Origin of the sequence: Kitasatospora sp. NPDC127116 (assembly GCF_042677365.1) — a bacterium.
GTDB classification, from domain to species: domain Bacteria; phylum Actinomycetota; class Actinomycetes; order Streptomycetales; family Streptomycetaceae; genus Kitasatospora; species Kitasatospora lactacystinica.
In genome coordinates this window covers 25,035-45,035 of sequence record NZ_JBHXTL010000011.1, presented here as the reverse complement: position 1 = coordinate 45,035, position 20,001 = coordinate 25,035, and the positions used below count along the sequence as shown (strand labels likewise).

General features: G+C 74.6%; 23 protein-coding genes. 8 read left to right on the top strand and 15 right to left on the bottom strand.

Going from position 1 to position 20,001, the window contains the following annotated elements; genetic code table 11:
* Positions 1-9: 9 nt before the first annotated feature.
* Positions 10-381 (bottom strand): YciI family protein, encoded by a 372-nt coding sequence (locus ACFVHV_RS07190; RefSeq protein WP_359900152.1) that lies wholly within the window; start codon positions 379-381, stop codon positions 10-12.
* 308 nt (positions 382-689) lie between these two features.
* Here ACFVHV_RS07190 and ACFVHV_RS07185 point away from each other — a divergent pair, with 308 nt between their 5' ends.
* Positions 690-1,151, top strand: coding sequence for a molybdopterin-dependent oxidoreductase (locus ACFVHV_RS07185; protein ID WP_359900154.1), 462 nt, complete (start codon positions 690-692; stop codon positions 1,149-1,151).
* 119 nt (positions 1,152-1,270) lie between these two features.
* Positions 1,271-1,789 carry a GNAT family protein gene (locus ACFVHV_RS07180; protein ID WP_359900156.1) on the top strand — a complete coding sequence of 173 codons (519 nt, stop codon included), beginning with the start codon at positions 1,271-1,273 and terminating at the stop codon, positions 1,787-1,789.
* Positions 1,790-1,835: 46 nt separating this feature from the next.
* Here the strand turns inward: ACFVHV_RS07180 and ACFVHV_RS07175 are convergent, their stop codons facing one another.
* The gene (locus ACFVHV_RS07175; RefSeq protein ID WP_359900158.1) at positions 1,836-2,858 is read right to left on the bottom strand and encodes a LacI family DNA-binding transcriptional regulator; all 1,023 of its coding nucleotides are present in this window, start codon (positions 2,856-2,858) and stop codon (positions 1,836-1,838) included.
* 80 nt (positions 2,859-2,938) lie between these two features.
* Between ACFVHV_RS07175 and ACFVHV_RS07170 the strand changes: the two genes are divergently transcribed.
* The gene (locus tag ACFVHV_RS07170; RefSeq protein WP_380349435.1) at positions 2,939-3,202 is read left to right on the top strand and encodes a DUF4436 family protein; all 264 of its coding nucleotides are present in this window, start codon (positions 2,939-2,941) and stop codon (positions 3,200-3,202) included.
* Here ACFVHV_RS07170 and ACFVHV_RS07165 read toward each other — a convergent pair whose 3' ends face one another.
* The 4 genes from ACFVHV_RS07165 to ACFVHV_RS07150 all read right to left on the bottom strand — a co-directional run bounded on the left by ACFVHV_RS07165 (position 3,203) and on the right by ACFVHV_RS07150 (position 7,766).
* Positions 3,203-3,955 (bottom strand): GNAT family N-acetyltransferase, encoded by a 753-nt coding sequence (locus ACFVHV_RS07165; RefSeq protein WP_380349432.1) that lies wholly within the window; start codon positions 3,953-3,955, stop codon positions 3,203-3,205.
* Between the two features lie 77 nt (positions 3,956-4,032).
* A complete protein-coding gene (locus ACFVHV_RS07160; RefSeq protein ID WP_359900164.1) occupies positions 4,033-5,127 on the bottom strand; it encodes an exo-alpha-sialidase in 1,095 nt (364 codons plus the stop codon).
* Between the two features lie 240 nt (positions 5,128-5,367).
* Complete coding sequence (locus tag ACFVHV_RS07155) at positions 5,368-6,810, bottom strand: dihydrolipoyl dehydrogenase family protein (RefSeq protein WP_380349429.1); 1,443 nt, start codon at positions 6,808-6,810, stop codon at positions 5,368-5,370.
* Positions 6,811-7,031: 221 nt separating this feature from the next.
* The gene (locus ACFVHV_RS07150; RefSeq protein WP_380349426.1) at positions 7,032-7,766 is read right to left on the bottom strand and encodes an alpha/beta fold hydrolase; all 735 of its coding nucleotides are present in this window, start codon (positions 7,764-7,766) and stop codon (positions 7,032-7,034) included.
* Positions 7,767-8,060: 294 nt separating this feature from the next.
* Between ACFVHV_RS07150 and ACFVHV_RS07145 the strand changes: the two genes are divergently transcribed.
* Entirely contained in the window at positions 8,061-9,023 is a 963-nt protein-coding gene (locus ACFVHV_RS07145) for a helix-turn-helix transcriptional regulator (protein ID WP_380349425.1), read from the top strand.
* 87 nt (positions 9,024-9,110) lie between these two features.
* Here the strand turns inward: ACFVHV_RS07145 and ACFVHV_RS07140 are convergent, their stop codons facing one another.
* The gene (locus ACFVHV_RS07140) at positions 9,111-9,500 is read right to left on the bottom strand and encodes a thioredoxin domain-containing protein (protein WP_359900171.1); all 390 of its coding nucleotides are present in this window, start codon (positions 9,498-9,500) and stop codon (positions 9,111-9,113) included.
* Positions 9,501-9,694: 194 nt separating this feature from the next.
* Here ACFVHV_RS07140 and ACFVHV_RS07135 point away from each other — a divergent pair, with 194 nt between their 5' ends.
* Genes ACFVHV_RS07135 through ACFVHV_RS07125 form a run of 3 tightly spaced genes read left to right on the top strand, consistent with a single transcriptional unit; the run spans position 9,695 to position 11,610 of the window.
* Positions 9,695-10,267: a hypothetical protein gene (locus ACFVHV_RS07135; RefSeq protein WP_380349423.1), complete on the top strand. Its 573-nt coding sequence runs from the start codon at positions 9,695-9,697 to the stop codon at positions 10,265-10,267.
* Between the two features lie 33 nt (positions 10,268-10,300).
* The gene (locus ACFVHV_RS07130; protein WP_380349420.1) at positions 10,301-10,873 is read left to right on the top strand and encodes a sigma-70 family RNA polymerase sigma factor; all 573 of its coding nucleotides are present in this window, start codon (positions 10,301-10,303) and stop codon (positions 10,871-10,873) included.
* Positions 10,870-11,610, top strand: coding sequence for an anti-sigma factor family protein (locus ACFVHV_RS07125; RefSeq protein WP_380349418.1), 741 nt, complete (start codon positions 10,870-10,872; stop codon positions 11,608-11,610). Before ACFVHV_RS07130 ends, ACFVHV_RS07125 begins: the two co-directional genes overlap by 4 nt.
* Here ACFVHV_RS07125 and ACFVHV_RS07120 read toward each other — a convergent pair.
* From ACFVHV_RS07120 to ACFVHV_RS07105, 4 genes are all read right to left on the bottom strand, one after another.
* Entirely contained in the window at positions 11,578-12,309 is a 732-nt protein-coding gene (locus ACFVHV_RS07120) for a hypothetical protein (protein ID WP_380349415.1), read from the bottom strand. The two genes, ACFVHV_RS07125 and ACFVHV_RS07120, sit on opposite strands and share 33 nt — an antisense overlap.
* Positions 12,306-12,974 (bottom strand): hypothetical protein, encoded by a 669-nt coding sequence (locus ACFVHV_RS07115; protein WP_380349412.1) that lies wholly within the window; start codon positions 12,972-12,974, stop codon positions 12,306-12,308. Before ACFVHV_RS07115 ends, ACFVHV_RS07120 begins: the two co-directional genes overlap by 4 nt.
* 149 nt (positions 12,975-13,123) lie before the next feature.
* Positions 13,124-13,636 (bottom strand): DUF1990 domain-containing protein, encoded by a 513-nt coding sequence (locus ACFVHV_RS07110; RefSeq protein ID WP_359900181.1) that lies wholly within the window; start codon positions 13,634-13,636, stop codon positions 13,124-13,126.
* A complete protein-coding gene (locus ACFVHV_RS07105) occupies positions 13,633-14,565 on the bottom strand; it encodes a YndJ family protein (protein ID WP_359900183.1) in 933 nt (310 codons plus the stop codon). The genes ACFVHV_RS07110 and ACFVHV_RS07105 overlap by 4 nt, the downstream gene beginning before the upstream one ends.
* 167 nt (positions 14,566-14,732) lie before the next feature.
* On the opposite strand from ACFVHV_RS07105, the gene ACFVHV_RS07100 reads away from it, so the two are divergent.
* On the top strand, positions 14,733-15,002 hold the full coding sequence (locus ACFVHV_RS07100) for a DUF1876 domain-containing protein (RefSeq protein ID WP_359900185.1): 270 nt from the start codon (positions 14,733-14,735) through the stop codon (positions 15,000-15,002).
* A 187-nt stretch (positions 15,003-15,189) separates the two neighbouring features.
* Here ACFVHV_RS07100 and ACFVHV_RS07095 read toward each other — a convergent pair whose 3' ends face one another.
* From ACFVHV_RS07095 to ACFVHV_RS07080, 4 genes are all read right to left on the bottom strand, one after another.
* Positions 15,190-15,630 carry a PPOX class F420-dependent oxidoreductase gene (locus tag ACFVHV_RS07095; protein ID WP_359900187.1) on the bottom strand — a complete coding sequence of 147 codons (441 nt, stop codon included), beginning with the start codon at positions 15,628-15,630 and terminating at the stop codon, positions 15,190-15,192.
* Positions 15,631-15,660: 30 nt separating this feature from the next.
* Positions 15,661-17,271: a cytochrome bc complex cytochrome b subunit gene (locus tag ACFVHV_RS07090; protein WP_380349407.1), complete on the bottom strand. Its 1,611-nt coding sequence runs from the start codon at positions 17,269-17,271 to the stop codon at positions 15,661-15,663.
* 277 nt (positions 17,272-17,548) lie between these two features.
* Complete coding sequence (locus ACFVHV_RS07085; RefSeq protein WP_359912383.1) at positions 17,549-19,075, bottom strand: MFS transporter; 1,527 nt, start codon at positions 19,073-19,075, stop codon at positions 17,549-17,551.
* Positions 19,076-19,222: 147 nt separating this feature from the next.
* Complete coding sequence (locus ACFVHV_RS07080; RefSeq protein WP_359912386.1) at positions 19,223-19,900, bottom strand: TetR/AcrR family transcriptional regulator; 678 nt, start codon at positions 19,898-19,900, stop codon at positions 19,223-19,225.
* Positions 19,901-20,001 lie beyond the last annotated feature (101 nt).

Genomic DNA, 20,001 nt, shown 5'->3' with positions numbered 1-20,001 from the left:
GCCACGACGTCAATTCCGCGGCTCGGGCATCTCGTCGATCTGCCGGACCTCCGCCTCGACCTGCCAGTGCACCGGGTGGGCCCGCAGGAAGCGGCGGGTCCACTCCAGGGCCTCGGCGTGGTCCTTGCACTGGAGGAGGGCGTAGCCGCCGACGACCTCCTTGGTCTCGGTGAACGGCCCGTCGGTGAAGCCGATCTTTCCGCCGGTCCAGGTCAGCCGGGTGCCCTGGGAGCTCGGGGTGAGGCCGGCCGTCTCCAGCATCACGCCGGCCTTGGTGATCTCCTCGAACAGGGCCCCCATCCGCTGCTCGAAGTCCGGGTCCGGCTCCCATCCCTCGCGGGCCTGCTCGTCGATGCGGATCAGCGTCATGAAGCGCGGCATGGTGACTCCTCGGTCGTGCGGGCGGGGTCTCTCCCCGCCTCTCACCCCTGCGTCGAACCGGATGGTGCCAGATCGACACGTCGCGGAGAATCTTTCCGGTTCCTCCCGCTCCGCGACGGCTGCGCCCCGTCCGCCGGGCGCCGCAGTTCGACGGCGGCTGATCGCAGATACCGGCCGCGCAGGGGTTTAGCAATCGCAATTGCGGATGAATGGCGGCATTCGCCCTGGCACTTGCGAATGCCCGAGCGCCCCCTCGGGTAGTCCTCCTCGCGGGCCGCGGCGCCGTGGCCCGCGAGGAGGGAGCACCCATGACCCCGGCGAGACCCACCGTCCGACTCCACGGCCACCTCGACCGCCCCGCCGAGCTGACGGTGGCGCAACTGCGCGCCCTCCCCGCCCGCCGGGTCGAGGTCGGTTTCGACTGCCGGAGCGCGGGCGAACAGCGCCACGGCTACGAGGGCCCGACACTGCTGGACGTGCTGCGCGCCGCCCGCCCGCGGATCGACTTCTCCGGCCGCAAGCAGCGGCTGCGCTTCCTGCTCTCGGTGGCCGGCGCCGACGGCCACCGGGCGGTGGTCTCCTGGGCCGAGATCGACCCGGACTTCGGCGGTCAGCAGATCCTGCTCGCCACCAGCATGGACGGCGCCCCGCTGGACGCGGCCGGCCCGCAGCTCGTCGTCCCCGACGACCGCTGCGGCGCCCGCTACGTCAGCTCCGTCACCGCCGTCTGGCTCGGCCCCCTCGGCGACCCGGCGCCCCCCGCGGCCTGACGCCCGGCCGCCCATCCCACGGGCCCTGCCGCCCCGGCCCGGCGGCCGCACGCCGGAAGGGCCGGACGGCGGTCCGAAAACACTCGCCGGAGCCGGGTTTCCGTGCCAACATGCCCCATATGGGGACGATTCTTCACGGCACCTTGGTCACGCTCCGCCCGGCCACCGGCGAGGACATCCCGGCGTTGGCGGCCATCCGCGGCACGCCCGAGGTGTTCTCCCGCTGGCGGGGCGGCGACGACCTGGCCGGCGAGGTCGCCAACGACCTGGAGTCTCCCGGCACCGAGACCTTCGCGATCGACCTCGGCGGCAAGGTGGTCGGTGCCATCCAGTGGTACGCCAACAACGACGACGAGTACCGGCACGCCGGGATGGACCTCTACCTCGATCCGACGGTGCACGGCCTGGGCCTGGGCACCGACGCCGTGCGCACGATGGCCAGGCACCTGGTGCACGACCACCACTACCACCGGCTGGTGATCGACCCTGCGGAGGACAACCTCGCCGCGATCCGCTGCTACGCCAAGGTCGGCTTCCGCACCGTCGGCACCATGCGCCAGTACGAGCGCGGCCCGGACGGCACCTGGCACGACAACCTGCTGATGGACCTGCTCGCGGACGAACTGCTCGAAGACTGAGCGGCCCCGGATCCTCTCGCCCCGGCGCCCCCGGGCACCCCGGGGGTCAGGCCGCGGCCGGCGGGCAGCCGCAGGAGCGCCGGACCACCAGCTGGGCCGGGAAGGTGCGGGCGCCCCGGGCACGGCGCTCCGGCCCGCCGAGGACGAGTTCCAGCGCGGCGCGGGCCATCTCGTCCTGCGCCGTGGCGACGGTGGTCAGGGCGGGCCCGGCGATCACCGCCTCGGCGATGTCGTCGAAGCCGGCCACCGCGAGGTCCTCCGGCACCCGGATGCCGAGGTCGTCGGCGGCCCGCAGCAGGCCGATCGCCTGGTCGTCCGTCGTGCAGAACACGGCGGACGGCCGGTCGGGCCGGGCGAGCAGGGCGAGCGCCTCGGCGTGCGCCCGGACCCGGTCGAACGGGGCCGGGACGAGCCGCCCCTCGACGGGCAGCCCGGCCTCCTCCAGCGCGGCGGCCCAGCCGGCCGTCCGCCCGGTGACCGGGTCGTGCGGGCTGAGCGCGAGGGTGCCGCCGAAGCAGTGCACCTCGGCGTGGCCGTGCCCGAGCAGGTGGCGGACCACCTCGCGGGCGCCGCCCTGGTCGTCCGCGACCACGGCTACGCCGCCGGTGCTCTCCGCCCGGTGGTGCAGCAGTACGACGGGGGTGCCGTCGGCCACGTCGAAGCCGGTCAGCCCGGGGGTGGCCGGGTCCTGGGTGACCAGGATCAGACCGTCCACCTGCATCCCGAGGAAGGCGCGGATGTAGTGGGCCTCGCGTTCGTCGGCGTAGTCGGAGTTGCCGATCAGCAGCAGCCGGCCGTGCTCGGCGGCGGCCTGCTCGACGGCGTGCGCGAGCCCGGCGAAGAACGGCTGGCGGGCGTCCGGCACGACCATCCCGAGCAGGTCGGTCCGCCGCCGGGCCATCGCCTGGGCGACCCGGTTCGGCCGGTAGCCGAGCTCCTCGACCGCCGCGAGCACGCGCGCCCGGGTCGCCGCCGCCACCGGCCGCGGCCCGTCGTTGATCACATAACTCACGACCGCCGTGGACGTCCCCGCCACCCGCGCCACATCGTCCCGTGTCACCCTCGCCATGACCGTTGAGCCTACACAGCCCCTGCGACCAGCCTGTTTTGCCGAGTCTTCGGCCGGCGCCGGCCGCCCCGATCGGCCCCGTGCGGTTGCGCCCCGGCCGCGGCCGCCCGGAGGGTGGCGGGACAGGCGGCACCCGGAACCGCCACCGCCGACCGTGGGAGCAGGCCGATGAGCGCGCCGCCGCACCGGCGGGCCGTCCGGAGCACGCGCCCGGCAACCCGCCGATCGGTTCGCTGCTGGACTACGCGGCGTTCTTCTGGGCGGAGCTGCTGGTCGCGGTCGGCCTGACCATGGTCGTGGTGCGCGGCGCCCGCGTCGAGGGCGGGCACAAGGACAAGGGCTAGCTAGGCGGCGTCGGGCACGACCACCGTGAGCGAGGTCTCCTGGAGCAGGAAGCCCAGCGACTCGTAGAGCCGGCGGGCCGGGTTGCCCTCGGACACCACGAGGGTCACGTCGGCGAGCCCGCGCGCGGCGGCGTCCCCGACGGTGCGGCGCAGCATGTCGGCGCCGAGACCGCGGTAGCCGCGCTCCGGGTGGCGGAAGACGTCGGCGATCCACGGCCGGCCGTCGCGGTCGGTGAGGATCAGCCCGGCGACCACGCGGTCCTCGGCGTCCACCGCCAGCAGGCTGGACGGCAGCACCGGGCCGATGACCTTCCCTTCGAGCAGCAGGCCGAGCCGCTCGGCCAGCACCTGGGCCTTCTCACCCGGGTAGAAGTCGACGTGGCCGGGGTGGAACGCGCCCCGCCAGGCCTCGTACAGCTCCTCGGGCGCGCGGTCGCAGGGCACCGTCCGCAGGCCCTCGCGCAGCGGCGTCCCGGCCCAGTCGGCGGGCGGGGGATCGGCGCGCAGGTCGCGGCGGAAGGTGTGGGCGTGCCGCAGCACCCGCGCGCCGTGCGTCACCAGCTCCTGCCCGAGCGCGGGAGGGCCGGAGACCACCCAGCCGGGCAGCTCGGCCCGGATGAACCCGGCGGCGTCCACCGATCCGTCCAGGACCTCCAGCAGGTCGGCCCAGGGCCGTCCCTCCCGCTCGTCCAGCAGGTAGCGCAGCACCGGCTCGCCGTCGGCACCGCGCCTGACCACCCAGTCCTCGGCCATGGCCCACCCCACAATCGTGCGATCGTTCGTCGGCGGCCCATGCTCACCGAGGCTCTGCCGTCCGGCAACCGGTTATTTCAGGCCACCACCGCGGCCCGGACGCAGAGCACGTCCGGCAGGTGGGAGAGCAGCAGCGACCAGCTCTCGCCCTCGTCCCGGCTGCCGTACACGTCGCCGGTCCGGTTGCCGAAGTAGATGCCCGCCGGGTCGGCGTCGTCGGTGCGCAGGGCGTCGCGCAGCACGATGCCGTAGTGGTCCTCGCCGGGCAGGCCCTGGGCGAGCTGCTGCCAGCTGGTGCCGCCGTCGGTGGTGCGGAAGACCCGGCAGCGGCGGCCGGGCGGGATGCGGTCGTCCGAGCCGCCGAGCGGGAAGAGGTAGGCGGTGCCGGCCCGGCGCGGGTGGGCGGCCACGGCGAAGCCGAACTCGGCGGGCAGCCCGTCCACGATCGAGTGCCAGCCGGCGCCCCAGTCGTCGCTGCGGTAGACGCCGCCGTGGTTCTGGAGGTAGAGCCGGTCCGGGTGGACGGGGTCCTGGGCGATCTTGTGCACGCACTGGCCGAACTCGGGGTACTGGCCCTCCTCCGGGAGGAACTCGGCGCGCAGGCCGGTGTTGGAGGGCTGCCAGCTGTCGCCGCCGTCCTTGCTGCGGTAGACGCCGCCGCTGGAGACGGCGACCAGCAGCCGCTGCGGGTCGCGCGGGTCGGTCAGGATGGTGTGCAGGCCCTGGCCGCCGTACCCGGCGCCCCACTGCGACCGCTGCGGGTGGTTCCAGAGCGGCTCGACCAGCGCGAAGCTCTCGCCGCCGTCGGTGGAGCGGAACAGCGCGGCCGGTTCGGTGCCCGCGTAGACGACGCCGGGGGCCTCCGCCCCGGCGGGCTGGAGCTGCCAGACCCGGGTGAGCGAGGCGCCGGTGGACTCGGGGAAGCGGATGGCCGGCCGCGGCGGCTCGTACCAGCCGGCGCCGAGGTCGTCGGAGCGCCAGACCGAGGGGCCCCAGTGGCTGCTGTCGGCGCCGACCAGCACTCTGGTCCGGCCGTCGCGGCGGTCGATGGAGACCGAGTAGATCGCGTTCATCGGGAAGTGCGGCCCGCTGAACTCCCACGTCAGCCGGTCGCGGCTGCGGCCGAGAAAGAGGCCCTTCTCGGTTCCGACGGCCAACAGCACCTCGGTCATGCCTCACACCACCTGGTCATGTGCACGGCCCCCCGGGACGGCCCCCGACTGCCAGTGTCCCGCCGACCACCGGCGGCCACCTCTCGCCGCGCCGGTCACCCGGGAGGCCGACACGAACGAGGGCCGTCCGGGGGACGAACGAGGGCCCGCGGGAGCGCCGGCCGCCCGGGTGCCGGCCCGCGGGAGCGCCGCCCGCCCGCCCGCGGGAGCGCCGCCCGCCCGCCCGCGGACCGTGCGTCGCTACCCCCGGCAGTCCTCCAGCAGCCGCAGCCAGACCTCGCTGATCGTCGGGTAGGAGGGCACCGCGTGCCAGAGCCGGTCGATCGGCACCTCGCCGACCACCGCGACGGTGGCCGAGTGCAGCAGTTCGGCCACCCCGGGGCCGACCAGGCAGGCGCCGACGAGCACCTTCCGGTCCAGGTCGAAGACCACCCGGGCCCGGCCGCGGTAGTCGTCGCCGTAGAGCGAGGCCCCGGCGACGGAGCCGATCTCGTGGTCGACGGTCTTCACCCGCAGCCCGGCCGCCTCGGCGGCGGCCCGGGTCAGACCGACGGCGGCGACCTCGGGCTGGGTGAACACCACCTGGGGCGCGCCCGCGAGGTCGGCGGATGCGGCGTGCGCGCCCCAGCGCGAGGTGTCCAGCGGGAGCCCCTGGGCGCGGGCGGCGATCGCCGCGCCGGTGATCCGGGCCTGGTACTTGCCCTGGTGGGTGAGCAGCGCCCGGTGGTTGACGTCCCCGGCGGCGTAGAGCCACTCGCCGTCCACACCGAGCACCGTGCAGCTGTCGTCCACCTCCAGCCAGTCGCCCGGCTTCAGGCCGACCTGCTCCAGCCCGACGTCGGCGGTGCGCGGGGCCCGGCCGGTCGCGTACAGCACCTCGTCGACGGTCAGCGTCCCGCCGCCGTCGAGGGCGAGGGTCACCGGCCCGGAGCCGTCCGCCCGCTCCAGCGCGGTGACCTCGGTGCCGAAGCGGAGGTCCACCCCGGCGCCCCGCAGGCCCTCCGCGACCAGCTCGCCCGCGAACGGCTCCATCCTCGGCAGCAGCCCGTCACCGCGCACCAGCAGCGTCACCTCGGAGCCGAGCGCCCGCCAGGCGGCGGCCATCTCCACCCCGACCACCCCGCCGCCGACCACGGCGAGCCGCCCGGGGACGGTCTGCGAGCCGGTGGCCTCCCGGTTGGTCCACGGGTGGGCCTCGGCGAGCCCCGGCACGTGCGCGGGCAGCACCGGGCGGCTGCCGGTGCACACCACGACGGCGTGCCGGGCGGTGAGCACCCGCTCGCTGCCGTCCTCGGCCTCCACCGTCACCGTCCGCTCCCCGGCCAGCCGGCCGTGGCCGCGGACCAGCTCGATGCCGGTGTCCCGCAGCCACCGCACCTGGCCGTCGTCCTTCCAGTCGGAGGCGAAGGAGTTCCGCCGGGCCAGCACCGCGGCCGGGTCCAGCCGCCGGCCGTCGACCGCCTCCCGGGAGCCGGCCACCGCGCGGGCGTCGGCCAGCGCGGCCACCGGCCGCAGCAGCGCCTTGCTGGGCATGCAGGCCCAGTACGAGCACTCGCCGCCGACCAGCTCGGCCTCCACGATCACGGTGCTCAGCCCGGCGGCGACCGTCCGGTCGGCCACGTTCTCGCCGGTCGGGCCGGCCCCCAGGACGATGACGTCGTACTCCTCGGCGGTGCTGGTCATGCCCTGTCCTCCGTCGTCTCGATGGCCACCCCGGCCCGCACAGCGGGGATGACGGGCGGGTGCTCGCTCCTCGCTCGGGTACGGCGTGGGCCCCATCCTGCCGCTCCGGGCGCGGTTGCGCGACGGTCGGACACGCCGAGGGCGCCGTGGGGCACACCGTTGGGCGCGGACGGGACAGCCCGTCGGCCCGGCGCCGGACGGAACGGGCCGGGCCGACGGGCTCAGAGCGCGGCCAGCTCCGCCAGCAGGGCCGCCGTGTCGGCCGGACGGGAGAACATCGGCCAGTGCCCGGTGGGCAGTTCGCGCAGCTCCCAGTTCGGCCCGGACATCCCGGCGAAGTACGGGTGCCCGGCGGCGATCAGCTCGCGCACCTGGGAGAGCGGGAAGGAGCAGGAGACCAGCGCCTGCGGCAGCGCGGCCCCGGCGCCGGTCAGCCGCAGCCGGTCCCGGAACGCCCCGGCCGGCTGCGCGGTGGCCCGGGAGCGGATGCGCGCGAGGGCGGCCCCGTCCAGCCCCGCCACGCTGGCGCCGTGCTCGGCCAGGTACTCCCAGGACGGCATCGGGAGACGGCCGTCGATCAGCGAGGCCTCGGCCGTCCGCCGGTAGTCGGGCTCCCAGAGGTCCTGGACCGCGGAGCCGTCGATCAGCGGGCCGCTGTCCAGGTAGACCACCCGGCGGATCCGCTCCGGCATCCGGTCCGCGAGCCCGCCGACCGGGGCGCAGGCGCCGCTGTGCGCGACCAGGACGACGTCCGACAGGTCCTCCCGGACCAGCAGTGCGGCGAGGTCGGCGATGTGGTCCTCCAGCCCGAACTCGCCCGTCTCGACGGCGCGTTCGGCCACCCCGGGCAGGCTGACGGCGTACACGCGGTGCCCGGCCGCGCGCAGCGGCTCGGCCACCTCGTCCCAGGCCCAGGCGCCGATCCAGAATCCGGGGACCAGTACGAACGTGCTCATGGGGATCACTCCTTCGTCGGTGGGGATGCCGGGGGAGGCCTCGACGGGCCGGAGGCGTCGAGGGGCCCGTGGGAGGGCTTCGCCCCGCTGGGGCCTCCTCCACCGCCGACTCTAGGATCGGATCCGGACAGAAGTCGCCCGCATTTCCTCCGCGTCGTCCCCGCGCGTCCGGAGGGTGTCCGGACGGCGTCCGGAAGGGGCCGGCGGAAGAGCCGTCCGCAAGGGCGGCACGGAGGCGGCGCGGAGCCGGTTCGGAGCCGGCGGGAGACGACGAGGAGACGGGAGGAACGCACGGTGGAGCACCCGGTCAGCCGTGTCCTCGCCCTGCTGGAACTGCTCCAGGACCGCCCCGGCCTGACCGGCGCCGAACTGGCCGCCCGGCTCGACGTGGACGAGCGCACCGTCCGCCGCTACGTTTCCCGGCTGGCCGAGCTCGGCATCCCCGTCCAGGCCGACCGGGGCCGCTACGGGGGCTACCGCCTGCGGCCCGGCTACCGGCTGCCGCCGCTGATGCTCAACCCGGAGGAGGCCGTCTCCGTCGTGCTCGGCCTGCTGGCCGGCCGCAGCTCCGGCCTGTCGGTGGGGGAGGAGGCCACCGGGACCGCCCTCGCCAAGATCCAGCGGGTGCTCCCGCCCTCGCTGCGCGACCGGGTCTCCGCCGTCGAGCAGACCCTGGGCCTCACCGCCGTCCCGGCCACCGGCCCGGGCCCGGCCGCCGCAGCGCTGTTCACCCTGGCCGAGGCGGCCCGCCGGCGGCGCCGGGTGCGGCTCGCCTACCGGGACCGCGAGGACCGGCCCAGTGAGCGCGAGTTCGACCCGTACGGGCTGGTCTTCCACTCCGGGCGCTGGTACACCACCGGCCTCGACCACCGGAGCGGCGAGCCGCGCACCTTCCGGCTGGACCGGATCACCCGGGTCGAGCAGGGCGAGGCGGGCTTCGAGCCGCCCGAGGACTTCGACCCGGTCCAGCAGGTGGTGGAGTCACTGGCCGGTGCGCCCTGGCGGCACCGGGTGGAGGTGGAGCTGGCGGTCGGCCTCGCCGAGGCCCGCCGCCGGCTTCCGCCCGCCGTCGGCACGCTCACCGAACTCGCCGAGGACCGCGTGCTGCTGCGGGCCCGGGCGCAGAACCTCGACGGCGTCGCGGTGCTGCTGGCCGGCCTGGGGTGGCCGTTCACCGTCCGGGAGCCCGCCGCGCTGCGCGCCGAGGTGCGGGCGCTCGCGGCCCGGCTCGCCGCCTGGGGCGCCGAACCGGCCTGAGCGGCCGCGGCCGGGTAGGGCGAGGGCCCCGGGAGACGGTGCTCCCCGGGCCCTCGGGCGTCCGGACCGGGCCCGGCCGCGTCCGGATCAGGCCTGGCCGCCGGCCGCCCGCTCCTCGGCGACCTTGCGCTTCACATCGGCCATGTCCAGGTTGCGGGCCTGGTTGATCAGGTCCTCGAACACCGTCTCCGGCAGGGCGCCGGGCTGCGAGAAGACGAGTACGCCCTCGCGGACGATCGCCAGCGTCGGGATCGACTGGACCTCGAACGCGGCGGCCAGCTCGTGCTGCGCCTCGGTGTCCACCTTGGCGAAGACCAGGTCGGGGTGGCGCTCGGCCGCCTTCTCGAACACCGGGGCGAACTGGCGGCACGGCCCGCACCACCCGGCCCAGAAGTCGATGAAGACGAAGTCCTTGCCCTCCGGGCCCGGGACGATGTCGTCGAAGTTCTCCTTGGTCAGCTCGACCGTGCTGCTCATCTCGTGATTCCTTCCCTTCCGGAGGTGGCGGCTCAGACCGTCGCCCGGCACAACGGTGCCGGTCGGCGGCGTATTCCGGGGGAGTCGCGGGGGCTCGGGGAACTCCCGGCGCCGGGGTTGAGCACTCGGCGGCCACCACCCGTACAGAAGGGTGTCCGGTCCGTCCCGACCCCTTCCCCCGCGGGAGGCACCCCATGCCCACCACACTCCGCACCCGCCGGACCCTGGCCCTGACCGCCTCCGGCATCGCGGCCGCCGCCCTGATCGCCGGCTGCGGGTCGTCCGGCGGCTCGTCGCACCCGTCGAGCAGCCCGAGCGCCCCGGCGAGCGTCACCGTGCGGACCGCCCAGGACCCGAAGCTGGGCACGATCGTCACCGACAGCGCCGGCTTCACGCTCTACCGCTTCGACCAGGACCGGAACAGCCCGCCGGAGTCCTCCTGCAACGGCAGCTGCGCCGTCATCTGGCCGCCCGAGCACGCCAACGGCAACGTCACGGTGAAGGGCATCGACAGCAAGCTGGTCGGCACGGTCACCCGCGCCGACGGCACCGAGCAGGTCACCCTGAACGGCTGGCCGGCCTACCGCTACTCGCCGGACACCAAGCCCGGCGACACCAAGGGCCAGGGCGTCGGCGGCACCTGGTTCGCGCTGACCCCGAGCGGCGGCAGGGCGGGCACCGCGGCCGGTTCCCCGCAGATGCCCGCCACCCCGGCGCCCAGCACGCCGGCGCCCAGCAACCCGATGCCCAGCACCCCGGGCTACTGACCGGTCCCGACCGCCCTCGACCGGGAGGCCCGGGTGCGCAACGATGAAGTGGTGACCGAGGAGCACCCCGTCGGACGCGCCGGCGGCCGCGGTACGGGGGCGCCGGACGAGGAGCTGATGCGCGCCCTCTACCGGGAGCACGCCGGTCCGCTGTTCGGGTTCGTGCTCCACCTGGTCGCCGGGGACCGGCAGCGGGCCGAGGACGTGGTGCAGGAGACGCTGGTCCGTGCCTGGCGCAACATCCACCGGCTCGACCCGGAGGCCGGCTCGCTGCGGCCCTGGCTGGTCACGGTCGCCCGGCGGATCGTGATCGACGGTCACCGCAGCGCCATGGCCCGGCCGCGGGAGGTGGACGCCGCGGTGCTGGAGCAGCTGCCCGCCGAGGACGAGACCGACCGGGCCCTGCGGATGATGACCGTCGCGGACGCACTGGCCGACCTCTCGCCCGCGCACCGGGAGATCATCGTCGAGACCTACCTGAAGGGCCGTACGGCCGTCGAGGCGGCCGCCGAACTCGGCATCCCGGCCGGGACGGTGCGCTCGCGGGTGTTCTACGCGCTGCGCTCGCTCAGGCTCGCGCTGGAGGAACGGGGAGTGACATCGTGACCGGACACCCCGACCCGGACCCCGACCGGACGCCCGGCGGCGGCCCGGAGCACGCGGACGTCGGCGCGTACGTCCTCGGCCTGCTGGAGCCCGCCGAGCGCACCGCCTTCGAACGGCACCTCGCCGACTGCCCGCAGTGCGCCGAACAGGTGGCCGAACTCGGCCCCGTGGAACCGCTGTTGGCCGAGTACTCGGCCACCGTGCGGGCGGCCGGAACGGACCCGGCCGGCCCCGCCCCGCAACCGGGCCCGCAGCTGCTGGACCGCCTGGTCGCCGAGGTCGGCGCCACCCGGCGGCGGGGCCGGACCCGGCGACTGGTGCTGGCCCTGGCCGCGACCGCGATGGTCGCGGCCGGCCCCGCCGTCACCGCCGCGGTGCTCACCGCCGAGCACGCGCCCGCCGTGGTCGCGGTGGCCGAGCAGTTCAGCGCCACCGACCCGAGTACCGGCGCGCACGCCACCGTCGGCCTGGACGGCGCCACCTGGGGCACCCGGGTGAGCCTGCAACTCTCCGGCGTCCAAGGCCCGTTGACGTGCCGGCTGGTCGCTGTCTCGCGCACCGGCGAGCAGCAGACGGTCACCAGCTGGTCCGTCCCCGCGAGCGGCTACGGGGGCGGGGACGGCACCGTGCGCACCACCGGCGGGGCGGCCCTCCAGCCCGGGGACATCGACCACTTCGAGGTCCGGGTCCAGGACAGCGGCGCGCTACTGGTCGCGGTCCCGGCGCACCACACCTGACTCCAGGTCGACCGTGTACGACTCCAGCCGCTCCACCCGGGCCGTGCCCCGCACGCCCGGCCAGTGCGGGCTCGGCTCGCCGGTGCCGGTCATGTGCTCCCGCCGCCAGGTCCGGCTCCAGCCGACCCGCAGCGAGGGCTCGAAGCTGTGCCACCGCTCGCAGCCGCAGGGGGTCAGCACCCGGGCGCAGCCGCGGCAGAGTTCGGCGCGGCCGTGCCCGGTCGGGATCCCCACCGGCGGGCCCTGCTCCCCGCAGGCCGGACAGCCGGGCAGTTCGACGCCGTCCAGCAGCGCGTGCTGCCGCCGGACGTAGTCGGGCAGCCGCAGCGGCGGGTGCAGGAACGGGTCGTGCTCCCAGGCCGCGTTCGGCGATCCCCACCAGCGTTGGTGCCACCACGCCGTCTCCGGCGCCCGCCGCCGCCCGGCCCGCTTCTGCACCCGGCGCCGCGCCGCGTACTCCTCGGCCCGGGCCCGCCACAGCTCGCGCGCCTCGTGCAGCTCGTCCACCGCGCGGACCAGCGACTCCGGGTCGGCCTCCAGGAAGCGCGGCATCCGGGCGCTGACGGTGAGGTGGTGGTACGTCGCCCGCAGGCCGTACGGCGCGAAGCGGGTCAGACAGGTGCGCAGCGCGCTGTGCCGCCGGTACGGCGGGAGCGCGGCGTCGTGCACCCGGGCCCGGTGGGTGTGGAAGCTGGTCATGACGGAAGCTCCGGGGCCGGCTCCGGGGCCGGTTCCAGGTCCAGTGCCCGGGCGAGCGCGGCGGTGACGGCGGCGGCGTGCTCGGGCAGCTGCTGCCCGGCCCAGCGCGCGGCCAGGGCGAGGAAGTCCCGCAGGTCCCGCTCGACTCCGGCGAGCAGCCGGCGCAGTTCGTCCACCGGCAGCTCGATCACCGGGCCCTCGCCGTTCTCGGCGTTCTCGGCGTTCCGGGTCAGCCGGACGACCCGGCCGACGCACTCGGCCCGGGCGTCGGGGTCGTGCCCGAACCAGGCCGTGCCGGAGCCGTCCGTGACGTTCAGCCACTCGCGCCAGTCCTCCAGGCCGTTGCAGCAGCCCGGTTCGAAGACGGCGCCGGTGGCGGAGTCGGTCACCACCAGGCCGCCGGGGGCGTACGGGTGCGACTCGGTGAGCAGCCCGTGCAGGAAGCCGCCCAGCGGGTCCGCCGGGCGCGGCCCGCGCTCCTCGGCCGGCTCGGACTCGGGCTCGACGTCGTTGCAGTCGGCCAGCAGCCACACCGCCGTACCGACCTCGGCCGCCGTGAGCCGCCCGTTCAGCGTGAGGCTCCCGTACGGCTCATGGCTGCCCGTCGGCCAGAGCGCGAAGCCGTCGGGGGCGAAGATCTCCAGGACCGGTCGTATCGACATCATCCGCCGATCATCCCGAACGGACCACCGCCCCGACGAGCGGATTTACCTGCGGGCCGCCCGCCGTCGGGCCGGCCCGCGCCGTGCTCCGGGTCGGTGGGCGTGCGCAGTGGTGGGTGAAGGCGCGTCGGGTGAGCGGGGGCGGCCGGTGCTCAGCCGGCCCGGGCCGCGATCCGGGCCAGGACGCGGCCGCAGTGGCGGGCGAAGGCGCGTTGGGCGAGGGGGAGCAGGGGGCCGGCGAGCCGGGCGTACCGGGCGACCGGTCGGCTGAAGGCGGTGACGGAGAACCGGACCCCGCCGTCCGGGGTCAGCTCGACCAGGAAGGTCTCCTCGCCCCGGGCCAGGTGCCCGGTCCTGGTCCCGTAGGTGAAGCCGTACCGGTCCGGGCCGTCGACCGCGGCCAGCACCCGGTTGGGGGCGCCGGCCCGCAGCGGGCCGAGGCCGATGGCGCACCGCACGGCGACGCCGGGGGCGGCCCGGTCGGCCGCCGCGTCGATCCGGACGCCCGCGAGCCGGTGCATCCGCCAGTCGAGCAGGGCGGCGCCGGCGGCCTCCAGCGCGGGGCGGCCGTGGCCGATGAGGGCGCTGTGCCGCAGGTGGTTGTAGCCGGCGGGCAGCTCGCCGGTGCGGCTGGCGCCCTGCTCGGGGTAGCTGTAGTCGTTCATCGAGCGGTCTCCGTGACGGCGGTCCCGGCCGCTGCGGCCCGGTCCATGGCGGTCCGTTCCGCGGCAGTGCGGTCCATGGCGGTGCGGCCCGCGGCGGTCCGATCGGCCGCGATCCGGCGCCAGGCGAGCAGGGCGCAGAGCGCGAAGCCGAGCGCGTTTCCGACGCCGTGGGTGGCGGCCATCCAGGTCAGGGTCGGGTGGGGGAGTCCGGCCGCCCGGCCGAGTGCCCACCAGAGGGCGAGCAGCATGGTGAGCGCGAGGACGGCCGAGGAGGCGGCGAGCAGCCGGGCGGTGACGGGATCGCCGCTGCGGGGCCGCAGTTCGCGCCAGGTGACCAGGCCGACCAGCCACATTCCGGTGGTCAGTACGGCGGCCCCGGCGAACTGCCACCAGTTGCCGAGGAAGTATCCGGCCAGCACCAGCAGGGTGCCCGCCGGGACGCTGAGCGCCGCGCAGCGGGCCGCGGCCGAGCCCGGGCGGGCGGCGCGGCAGACCAGTCCGGCGACCAGGGCGGCGGTGAACCCGGCGTAGTGGAAGTGCGGCACGGTGAGCGCCAGGATGTGCGGTTCGAAGCCGAACAGCGGGTACCCGGAGCGTTCGGCGACGAGGGCGACCCCGGCCACCGAGGGTGCGGCGAGCGCGGTGAGCACCGCGATCTCGGCGGGCGCGAGCGAGCGGGTGCGGGCCAGCCGCAGCGGCGCGTGCAGGGCGACGGCCAGGGTGCCGAGCGCGTAGAGCAGGGCGCAGCCGGTGGCCGGACCGCCGCGGGGCAGCCAGAGCGAGAGCGCGCCGGGTACGGCGGCGAGCGGCCAGAGCCGGCGGATCCGGGTGAGCCCGGGCTCGTCGACGAGGGCGAGGCCGAGCGGGACGACGGCGCCCATGCCGAGCAGGATCAGCAGGTCGACCAGCTCCGTGGTGCCCTTTCCCATCGCGGGCACACCCCCTTGAACGCGTTCAAATGACTTGCCCCGCCGACTCTACGCGGTCGAGTTGAACGCGTTCAACTCGACTCCGGATGTCGCCCCCGTCGGGCTGGCCTGGTGTTCACGGTGGGTGCGGCGCACTCTGGAGGAGTAACCGATGGAGGTGATCCGCCATGCAGACTCTGGTCGGTTGGCACATCGAGATGGAGTTCCGCGAAGAGGGGCCGCGGACCAGCGCCGCCGCACTGCTGCGGCTCGGCGACGGGAGCGAACTGCGCGCCCACGGCTACAGCAGCCGCCACCCCTCCGACCCGGAACAGCTGAGGGTCGGTGAGGAGATCGCGGGGGCCCGCGCGCTCAACGAGCTCGCCTCGCAGCTGCTCACCAAGGCCCACGGCGAGATCCAGGAGGTCAGCCCGGTCCCGACGCACCCGCTGTCCTGACTTCCGGCCCGCAGGCCCCGGCTCGCAGGCCCCGGGCCCGTCCCGGCGTCCCCCGACGCCCTGCCTACCGCCGTGACCTCCCACCCGCCGTCGTGAACGGCTTCGGAAGCGCCGAGCGCCGGGGCCGCCCCTTTCCGGGGCCCCGGCACTCGATGGGGATCGGCGGCCCGTCGGTCGACGCGGTCCGTCAGTTGACGCAGTAGCCGCTCGGCGGCTGCCAGTCCGGACCGACCAGCCGCTGTTCCAGTTCGTTCAGCGTGATCCGGATGCCGACCGTCCCGGCCAGCCCCACCCGGAACCGGCTGCGGGCCAGCACGACCAGCGCCGTCAGGCCGTACTTGTTGATCAGCGAGGTGCGGTAGCGGGCGGTGTCGTCGGCGTCGCAGAGCCGCGCCCGGGCGGGGACCGGGCGGCCGGTGGGGCGCCCGTGGGCGTCGCAGGGGCCGATCAGCACCCGGGGGTGGCGGCGGATCCGGTCGGCCTCGCCGGAGTGGGCCGGGGCCCAGACCCCGAGGGCCGTGCCGTCGGGCACCACCCAGAGCTGCGATTCCATCCGGCTGCCGTCCTCGTCGAAGGTGGTGAGCAGGAGGTACTTGCTGTCGGCGAGCCGGTCGGTTCGGTGGTGCACCTGTCCTCCCTGTGCCATCGGGGGTGCGGGTCAGTGCCCGTGGCCCTCGGTGATCTCGCGGAACTCCTCGGCGGTGGGCTTGGGGATCCGGCTGCCCTCGCCGTGGAACCCGCGGGAGAGCCGGGTCCGGGTGCGGGTGAGCACACCGGCCGGGCGGGCCACTCCATTCTCGTCCACCGGGGCGGGCGGTTCGAGGGGGCGGGGCTGTTCGTGCGCCGTGAGCCGGTGCAGTTCCCGCGGCGAGAGCCGGGCGTGCACCTCGGTGAACTCGCCGTGCGGCAGGCGCTTGACGACGCCGGTCTCGCGCCCGTGCAGCACCTTGTCGCGGTCCCGGCGCTGGAGGCCCAGGCACCAGCGCTTGGTGATGACGAAGACGGCGACCGGGACGGCGAAGAAGCCGACGCGGGCGGCGTAGGTGATGGAGTTGAGCGACACGTGCAGGTGGGTGGCGATCAGGTCGTTGCCGCCGGCCACCAGCGCCACCAGGTAGAGGCTGATCCAGGCGGCGCCGAGCGCGGTGCGGACGGGCGCGTTGCGCGGCCGGTCGAGCAGGTGGTGCTCCCGCTCGTCGTCGGTCACCCAGCCCTCCAGGAACGGGTAGGCGGCGATGGCGCCCAGGACCAGCGGGAACAGCGCGAACGGGATGAGCACCCCGAGGTTGAGGGTGTGCCCCCACAGCCCGACCTCCCAGCCGGGCATGATCCGGATCAGGCCTTCGGCGAAGCCCATGTACCAGTCGGGCTGGGCGTCGGTGGAGACCTGGTCCGGCCGGTACGGGCCGTACGCCCAGATCGGGTTGACGGTCGCGATCGCGGCCACCAGCGCGATGATGCCGAAGACCAGGAAGAAGAAGCCACCGGCCTTGGCCAGGTAGACCGGCATCAGCGGCATGCCGACGACGTTCTTCTCGGTCCTGCCGGGGCCCGCCCACTGGGTGTGCTTGTGGTAGAAGACCAGGATCAGGTGCGCCACCAGCAGGCCGAGCATGATGCCCGGGACCAGCAGCACGTGGATCGTGAAGAAGCGCGGCACGATGTCGTGGCCGGGGAACTCGCCCCCGAACAGGAACATCTGGATGTACGTGCCGACCAGCGGGACGGCGAGGATCGAGCCCTCGATGAACCGGATGCCGGTGCCGGAGAGCAGGTCGTCCGGGAGCGAGTAGCCGAAGAAGCCGTCCAGCATGCCGAGGAAGAGCAGCAGGAAGCCGAAGACCCAGTTGATCTCGCGCGGCTTGCGGAACGCGCCGGTGAAGAACACCCGCATCATGTGGACGAACATGGCGGCGACGAAGACGATCGCCGCCCAGTGGTGGATCTGGCGGATCAGCAGTCCGCCGCGGACCTCGAAGCTGATGTCCACCGTGGAGGCGTAGGCCTCCGACATCGGGACGCCCTTGAGCGGGACGTACGAGCCCGCGTAGACCACCTCGCCCATGCTGGGCTTGAAGAACAGCGTCAGCCAGACACCGGTCAGGATGATGATCAGGAAGGTGTAGAGGCAGATCTCGCCCAGCATGAAGGACCAGTGGTCCGGGAAGATCTTCCGCAGGTTCGCCCTGGCCAGGGTGTGGATCCCCAGCCGGCCGTCCGCCCAGTCGGCGGCCCGCTGCCCCCGCCCAGGGCTCTGATTCCGGGTCATGTGCACGCACCTCGGTCCGAAGGAAACGGGGAGGAGTCCCCGATTCGCACTGGGGGCCACCATAATCGGGGAGTGATCCCCACTTCCACCCCGGGGGTCCTTGGCGGCTCCCCGGAGCCCTTCGGGGCTTCGGCCCCCCCGGTCACCCGGCTCCGCGGCCCCCGGTCACCCGGCCCTCCGGCCACCTGGCTCCGCGGCCCCGAACGGCGAGCGGCCCGCCCGGTGTCCTGGAGGACACCGGACGGGCCGCGTACGCACCCGAGCAAACCCCCGGCCGTCAGTGCACCAGCACCGGCACCTCGTTCTCCTTCGCCGCGCCCGTGTCCGAGCCCGCCGCGGCACCCGGCCGGCCGGCGTTGACGAAGGTGAAGGCGACCGCGGCGGCCGCCACCAGGATCCCGAAGGACACCCAGATCGCGGTCGAGAAGCCGTGCACCATGCCCTGGAACTGGAACGCCTTGGCGGCCTCCGGCGAGGTGGCCGCCGCGGTGGCGTGCGCGGCGAGCCACCCGGTGGTCGCGCTGGCCGCGATGGTGTTCAGCAGCGCGGTGCCGATGGCGCCGCCGACCTGCTGCGAGGTGTTGACCATGGCCGAGGCCACGCCCGCGTCGCGCGGCTGGACGCCGTGGGTGGCGAGGCTCATGGCCGGCATGAACGCGGTGCCCATGCCGAGGCCCATCAGGACCAGGCCGGGCAGGATCAGCGCCGGGTACGAGGTGTCCACGCCGATGTGGGCCAGCAGGAACATGCCGACCGAGGCGACCAGGAAGCCGGGCGCCATCAGGTAGCGCGCGGGGACCCTGGTCATCAGCCGGGCGCCGATCTGGGTCGAGCCGGTGATCATGCCCGCCACCATCGGCAGGAAGGCGACGCCGGTCAGAACCGGGCTGTAGCCGAGCACGATCTGCAGGTAGTAGGTCAGGAAGAGGAACAGACCGAACATGCCGATCACGGCCATGCCCAGCGACAGGTACACCCCGCCGCGGTTGCGGTCGAGCACCACGCGCAGCGGCAGCAGCGGGGCCTTGACCCGGCGCTCCACCAGCACGAAGGCGGTCAGCAGCACGGCGGCCGCGATGAACAGCCCGATGGTGCTGCCGGACGACCAGCCGTCGGACTCGGCGCGGGTGAAGCCGTAGACCAGCGCGACCAGACCGGTGGTCACCAGCAGCACGCCGGGGACGTCCAGCCGGTTGCGGTTGCGGCCCTCGGCGGGCTCGCGGATCACCAGCACGGCGCCCGCGGCGGCCACGATGGCGAACGGGATGTTGACGAAGAAGGTCCAGCGCCAGTTCATGTACTCGGTGAGCAGGCCGCCGAGGATCAGACCGATGGCGCCGCCGCCACCGGCGATCGCGCCGTAGATGCCGAAGGCCTTGGCGCGCTCACGCGCCTCGGTGAAGCTCACCGCGAGCAGCGACAGCGCGGCCGGCGCGAGCAGCGCGCCGAACACGCCCTGGAGCGCGCGGGCGCCGAGCAGCATCGCGGTGTTGGCCGCGGCGCCGCCGAGCGCGGAGGCGAGGGCGAAGCCGGTCAGGCCGACGATGAAGGTCCGCTTGCGGCCCCAGAGGTCCGCGATCCGGCCGCCGAACAGCAGCAGGCCGCCGAAGGCCAGCGCGTAGGCGGTGATCACCCACTGGCGGTTTCCGTCGGAGATGCCCAGGTCGCGCTGCGCGGACGGCAGGGCGATGTTCACGATGGTGGCGTCGAGGACGACCATCAGCTGGGCGAGCCCGATGAATATCAGGGCCTTCCAGCGCCGGGGATCGGGCAGCGTCGCCGGTCGGGCGTCGGTTTGAGGCATGGGGGTACTCACTTCACGGTGCGTGTGGTGTGCGTGAACGGTCGAATGCCGTACGGGAACGGCGGGTTGCCGCACGGGGAAGGTGCGGTGAAAGGGTGTGCCGGGGCGCGACAGGGCGCCGTCGGGCGGTCGGTACTGGTGGTCGGGTCAGTTCTGGGGCTGGAAGTCCTCGAAGGTCGCGGCCCGGCCGGGCAGCACCGAAGCGGCCGGCGCGCGCAGACCGTCCAGGAAGATCTGCAGGTGCCGGTGGACGAAGTCGTCGAGCAGTCGGCAGGCGGTGTTCGGCAGTGGCCGGGTCAGCTGGCTCATCGCGATGAACAGGTCACCGTGGTCGACGTCCGACCGTAGCTCGCCCGCGGCCCGGGCGCGCTCCATCAGCCCGCCCACGGCGGCCTGCAGGCGCTCCCGGATCTCGGTCAACTCCGGGTCGAACGGGTCGACATGGTTGCTGAACAGGGTGCAGAGACCGCCGACCTTCTCCCCGACGGACGCGTGCGCGAACCGCTGGAGGGCGTCGAACGGGCCGCCGCCGTCAGGAGCGTCCGCCTCGGCCGTCGCCGTCTCGGCGAGGGCCAGGATGCGGTTCTTGACGAGCACCGCCACCTCGTGGATCAGCGCCACCCGGTCCGGGAAGTTCCGGTACAGCGTGGCATTGCCGACCCCCGCCCGCTTCGCGATCTCGTCCAGCGGTGCGTCCGCACCGTGCTCGACGAACGCGTCCCGGGCCGCCAGCACGATCCGCTCCCGGTTCCGGCTCGCGTCCGCACGCAACTTCGGCGTACGCGCGCTCCCGGCGGGACGGACCGACTCGGCGGTGGTGGTCACGACGACTGCTCCTCATCAGGATACCGGGGAAATTCTCCCCGCTTCTTCCAACGTACTCGCAAACGGGGAATCCGTCCCCGGAATTTCCGCCCCCCATGTGA

What these genes read in the sequence shown, in the direction of transcription:
- ACFVHV_RS07190 (WP_359900152.1), bottom strand. Translation starts at nt 381, where the DNA reads ATGCCGCGCTTCATGACGCTGATCCGCATCGACGAGCAGGCCCGCGAG.
- ACFVHV_RS07185 (WP_359900154.1), top strand. Translation starts at nt 690, where the DNA reads ATGACCCCGGCGAGACCCACCGTCCGACTCCACGGCCACCTCGACCGC.
- ACFVHV_RS07180 (WP_359900156.1), top strand. Translation starts at nt 1,271, where the DNA reads ATGGGGACGATTCTTCACGGCACCTTGGTCACGCTCCGCCCGGCCACC.
- ACFVHV_RS07175 (WP_359900158.1), bottom strand. Translation starts at nt 2,858, where the DNA reads ATGGCGAGGGTGACACGGGACGATGTGGCGCGGGTGGCGGGGACGTCC.
- ACFVHV_RS07165 (WP_380349432.1), bottom strand. Translation starts at nt 3,955, where the DNA reads ATGGCCGAGGACTGGGTGGTCAGGCGCGGTGCCGACGGCGAGCCGGTG.
- ACFVHV_RS07160 (WP_359900164.1), bottom strand. Translation starts at nt 5,127, where the DNA reads ATGACCGAGGTGCTGTTGGCCGTCGGAACCGAGAAGGGCCTCTTTCTC.
- ACFVHV_RS07155 (WP_380349429.1), bottom strand. Translation starts at nt 6,810, where the DNA reads ATGACCAGCACCGCCGAGGAGTACGACGTCATCGTCCTGGGGGCCGGC.
- ACFVHV_RS07150 (WP_380349426.1), bottom strand. Translation starts at nt 7,766, where the DNA reads ATGAGCACGTTCGTACTGGTCCCCGGATTCTGGATCGGCGCCTGGGCC.
- ACFVHV_RS07140 (WP_359900171.1), bottom strand. Translation starts at nt 9,500, where the DNA reads ATGAGCAGCACGGTCGAGCTGACCAAGGAGAACTTCGACGACATCGTC.
- ACFVHV_RS07135 (WP_380349423.1), top strand. Translation starts at nt 9,695, where the DNA reads ATGCCCACCACACTCCGCACCCGCCGGACCCTGGCCCTGACCGCCTCC.
- ACFVHV_RS07120 (WP_380349415.1), bottom strand. Translation starts at nt 12,309, where the DNA reads ATGACCAGCTTCCACACCCACCGGGCCCGGGTGCACGACGCCGCGCTC.
- ACFVHV_RS07115 (WP_380349412.1), bottom strand. Translation starts at nt 12,974, where the DNA reads ATGATGTCGATACGACCGGTCCTGGAGATCTTCGCCCCCGACGGCTTC.
- ACFVHV_RS07110 (WP_359900181.1), bottom strand. Translation starts at nt 13,636, where the DNA reads ATGAACGACTACAGCTACCCCGAGCAGGGCGCCAGCCGCACCGGCGAG.
- ACFVHV_RS07105 (WP_359900183.1), bottom strand. Translation starts at nt 14,565, where the DNA reads ATGGGAAAGGGCACCACGGAGCTGGTCGACCTGCTGATCCTGCTCGGC.
- ACFVHV_RS07100 (WP_359900185.1), top strand. Translation starts at nt 14,733, where the DNA reads ATGCAGACTCTGGTCGGTTGGCACATCGAGATGGAGTTCCGCGAAGAG.
- ACFVHV_RS07090 (WP_380349407.1), bottom strand. Translation starts at nt 17,271, where the DNA reads ATGACCCGGAATCAGAGCCCTGGGCGGGGGCAGCGGGCCGCCGACTGG.
- ACFVHV_RS07085 (WP_359912383.1), bottom strand. Translation starts at nt 19,075, where the DNA reads ATGCCTCAAACCGACGCCCGACCGGCGACGCTGCCCGATCCCCGGCGC.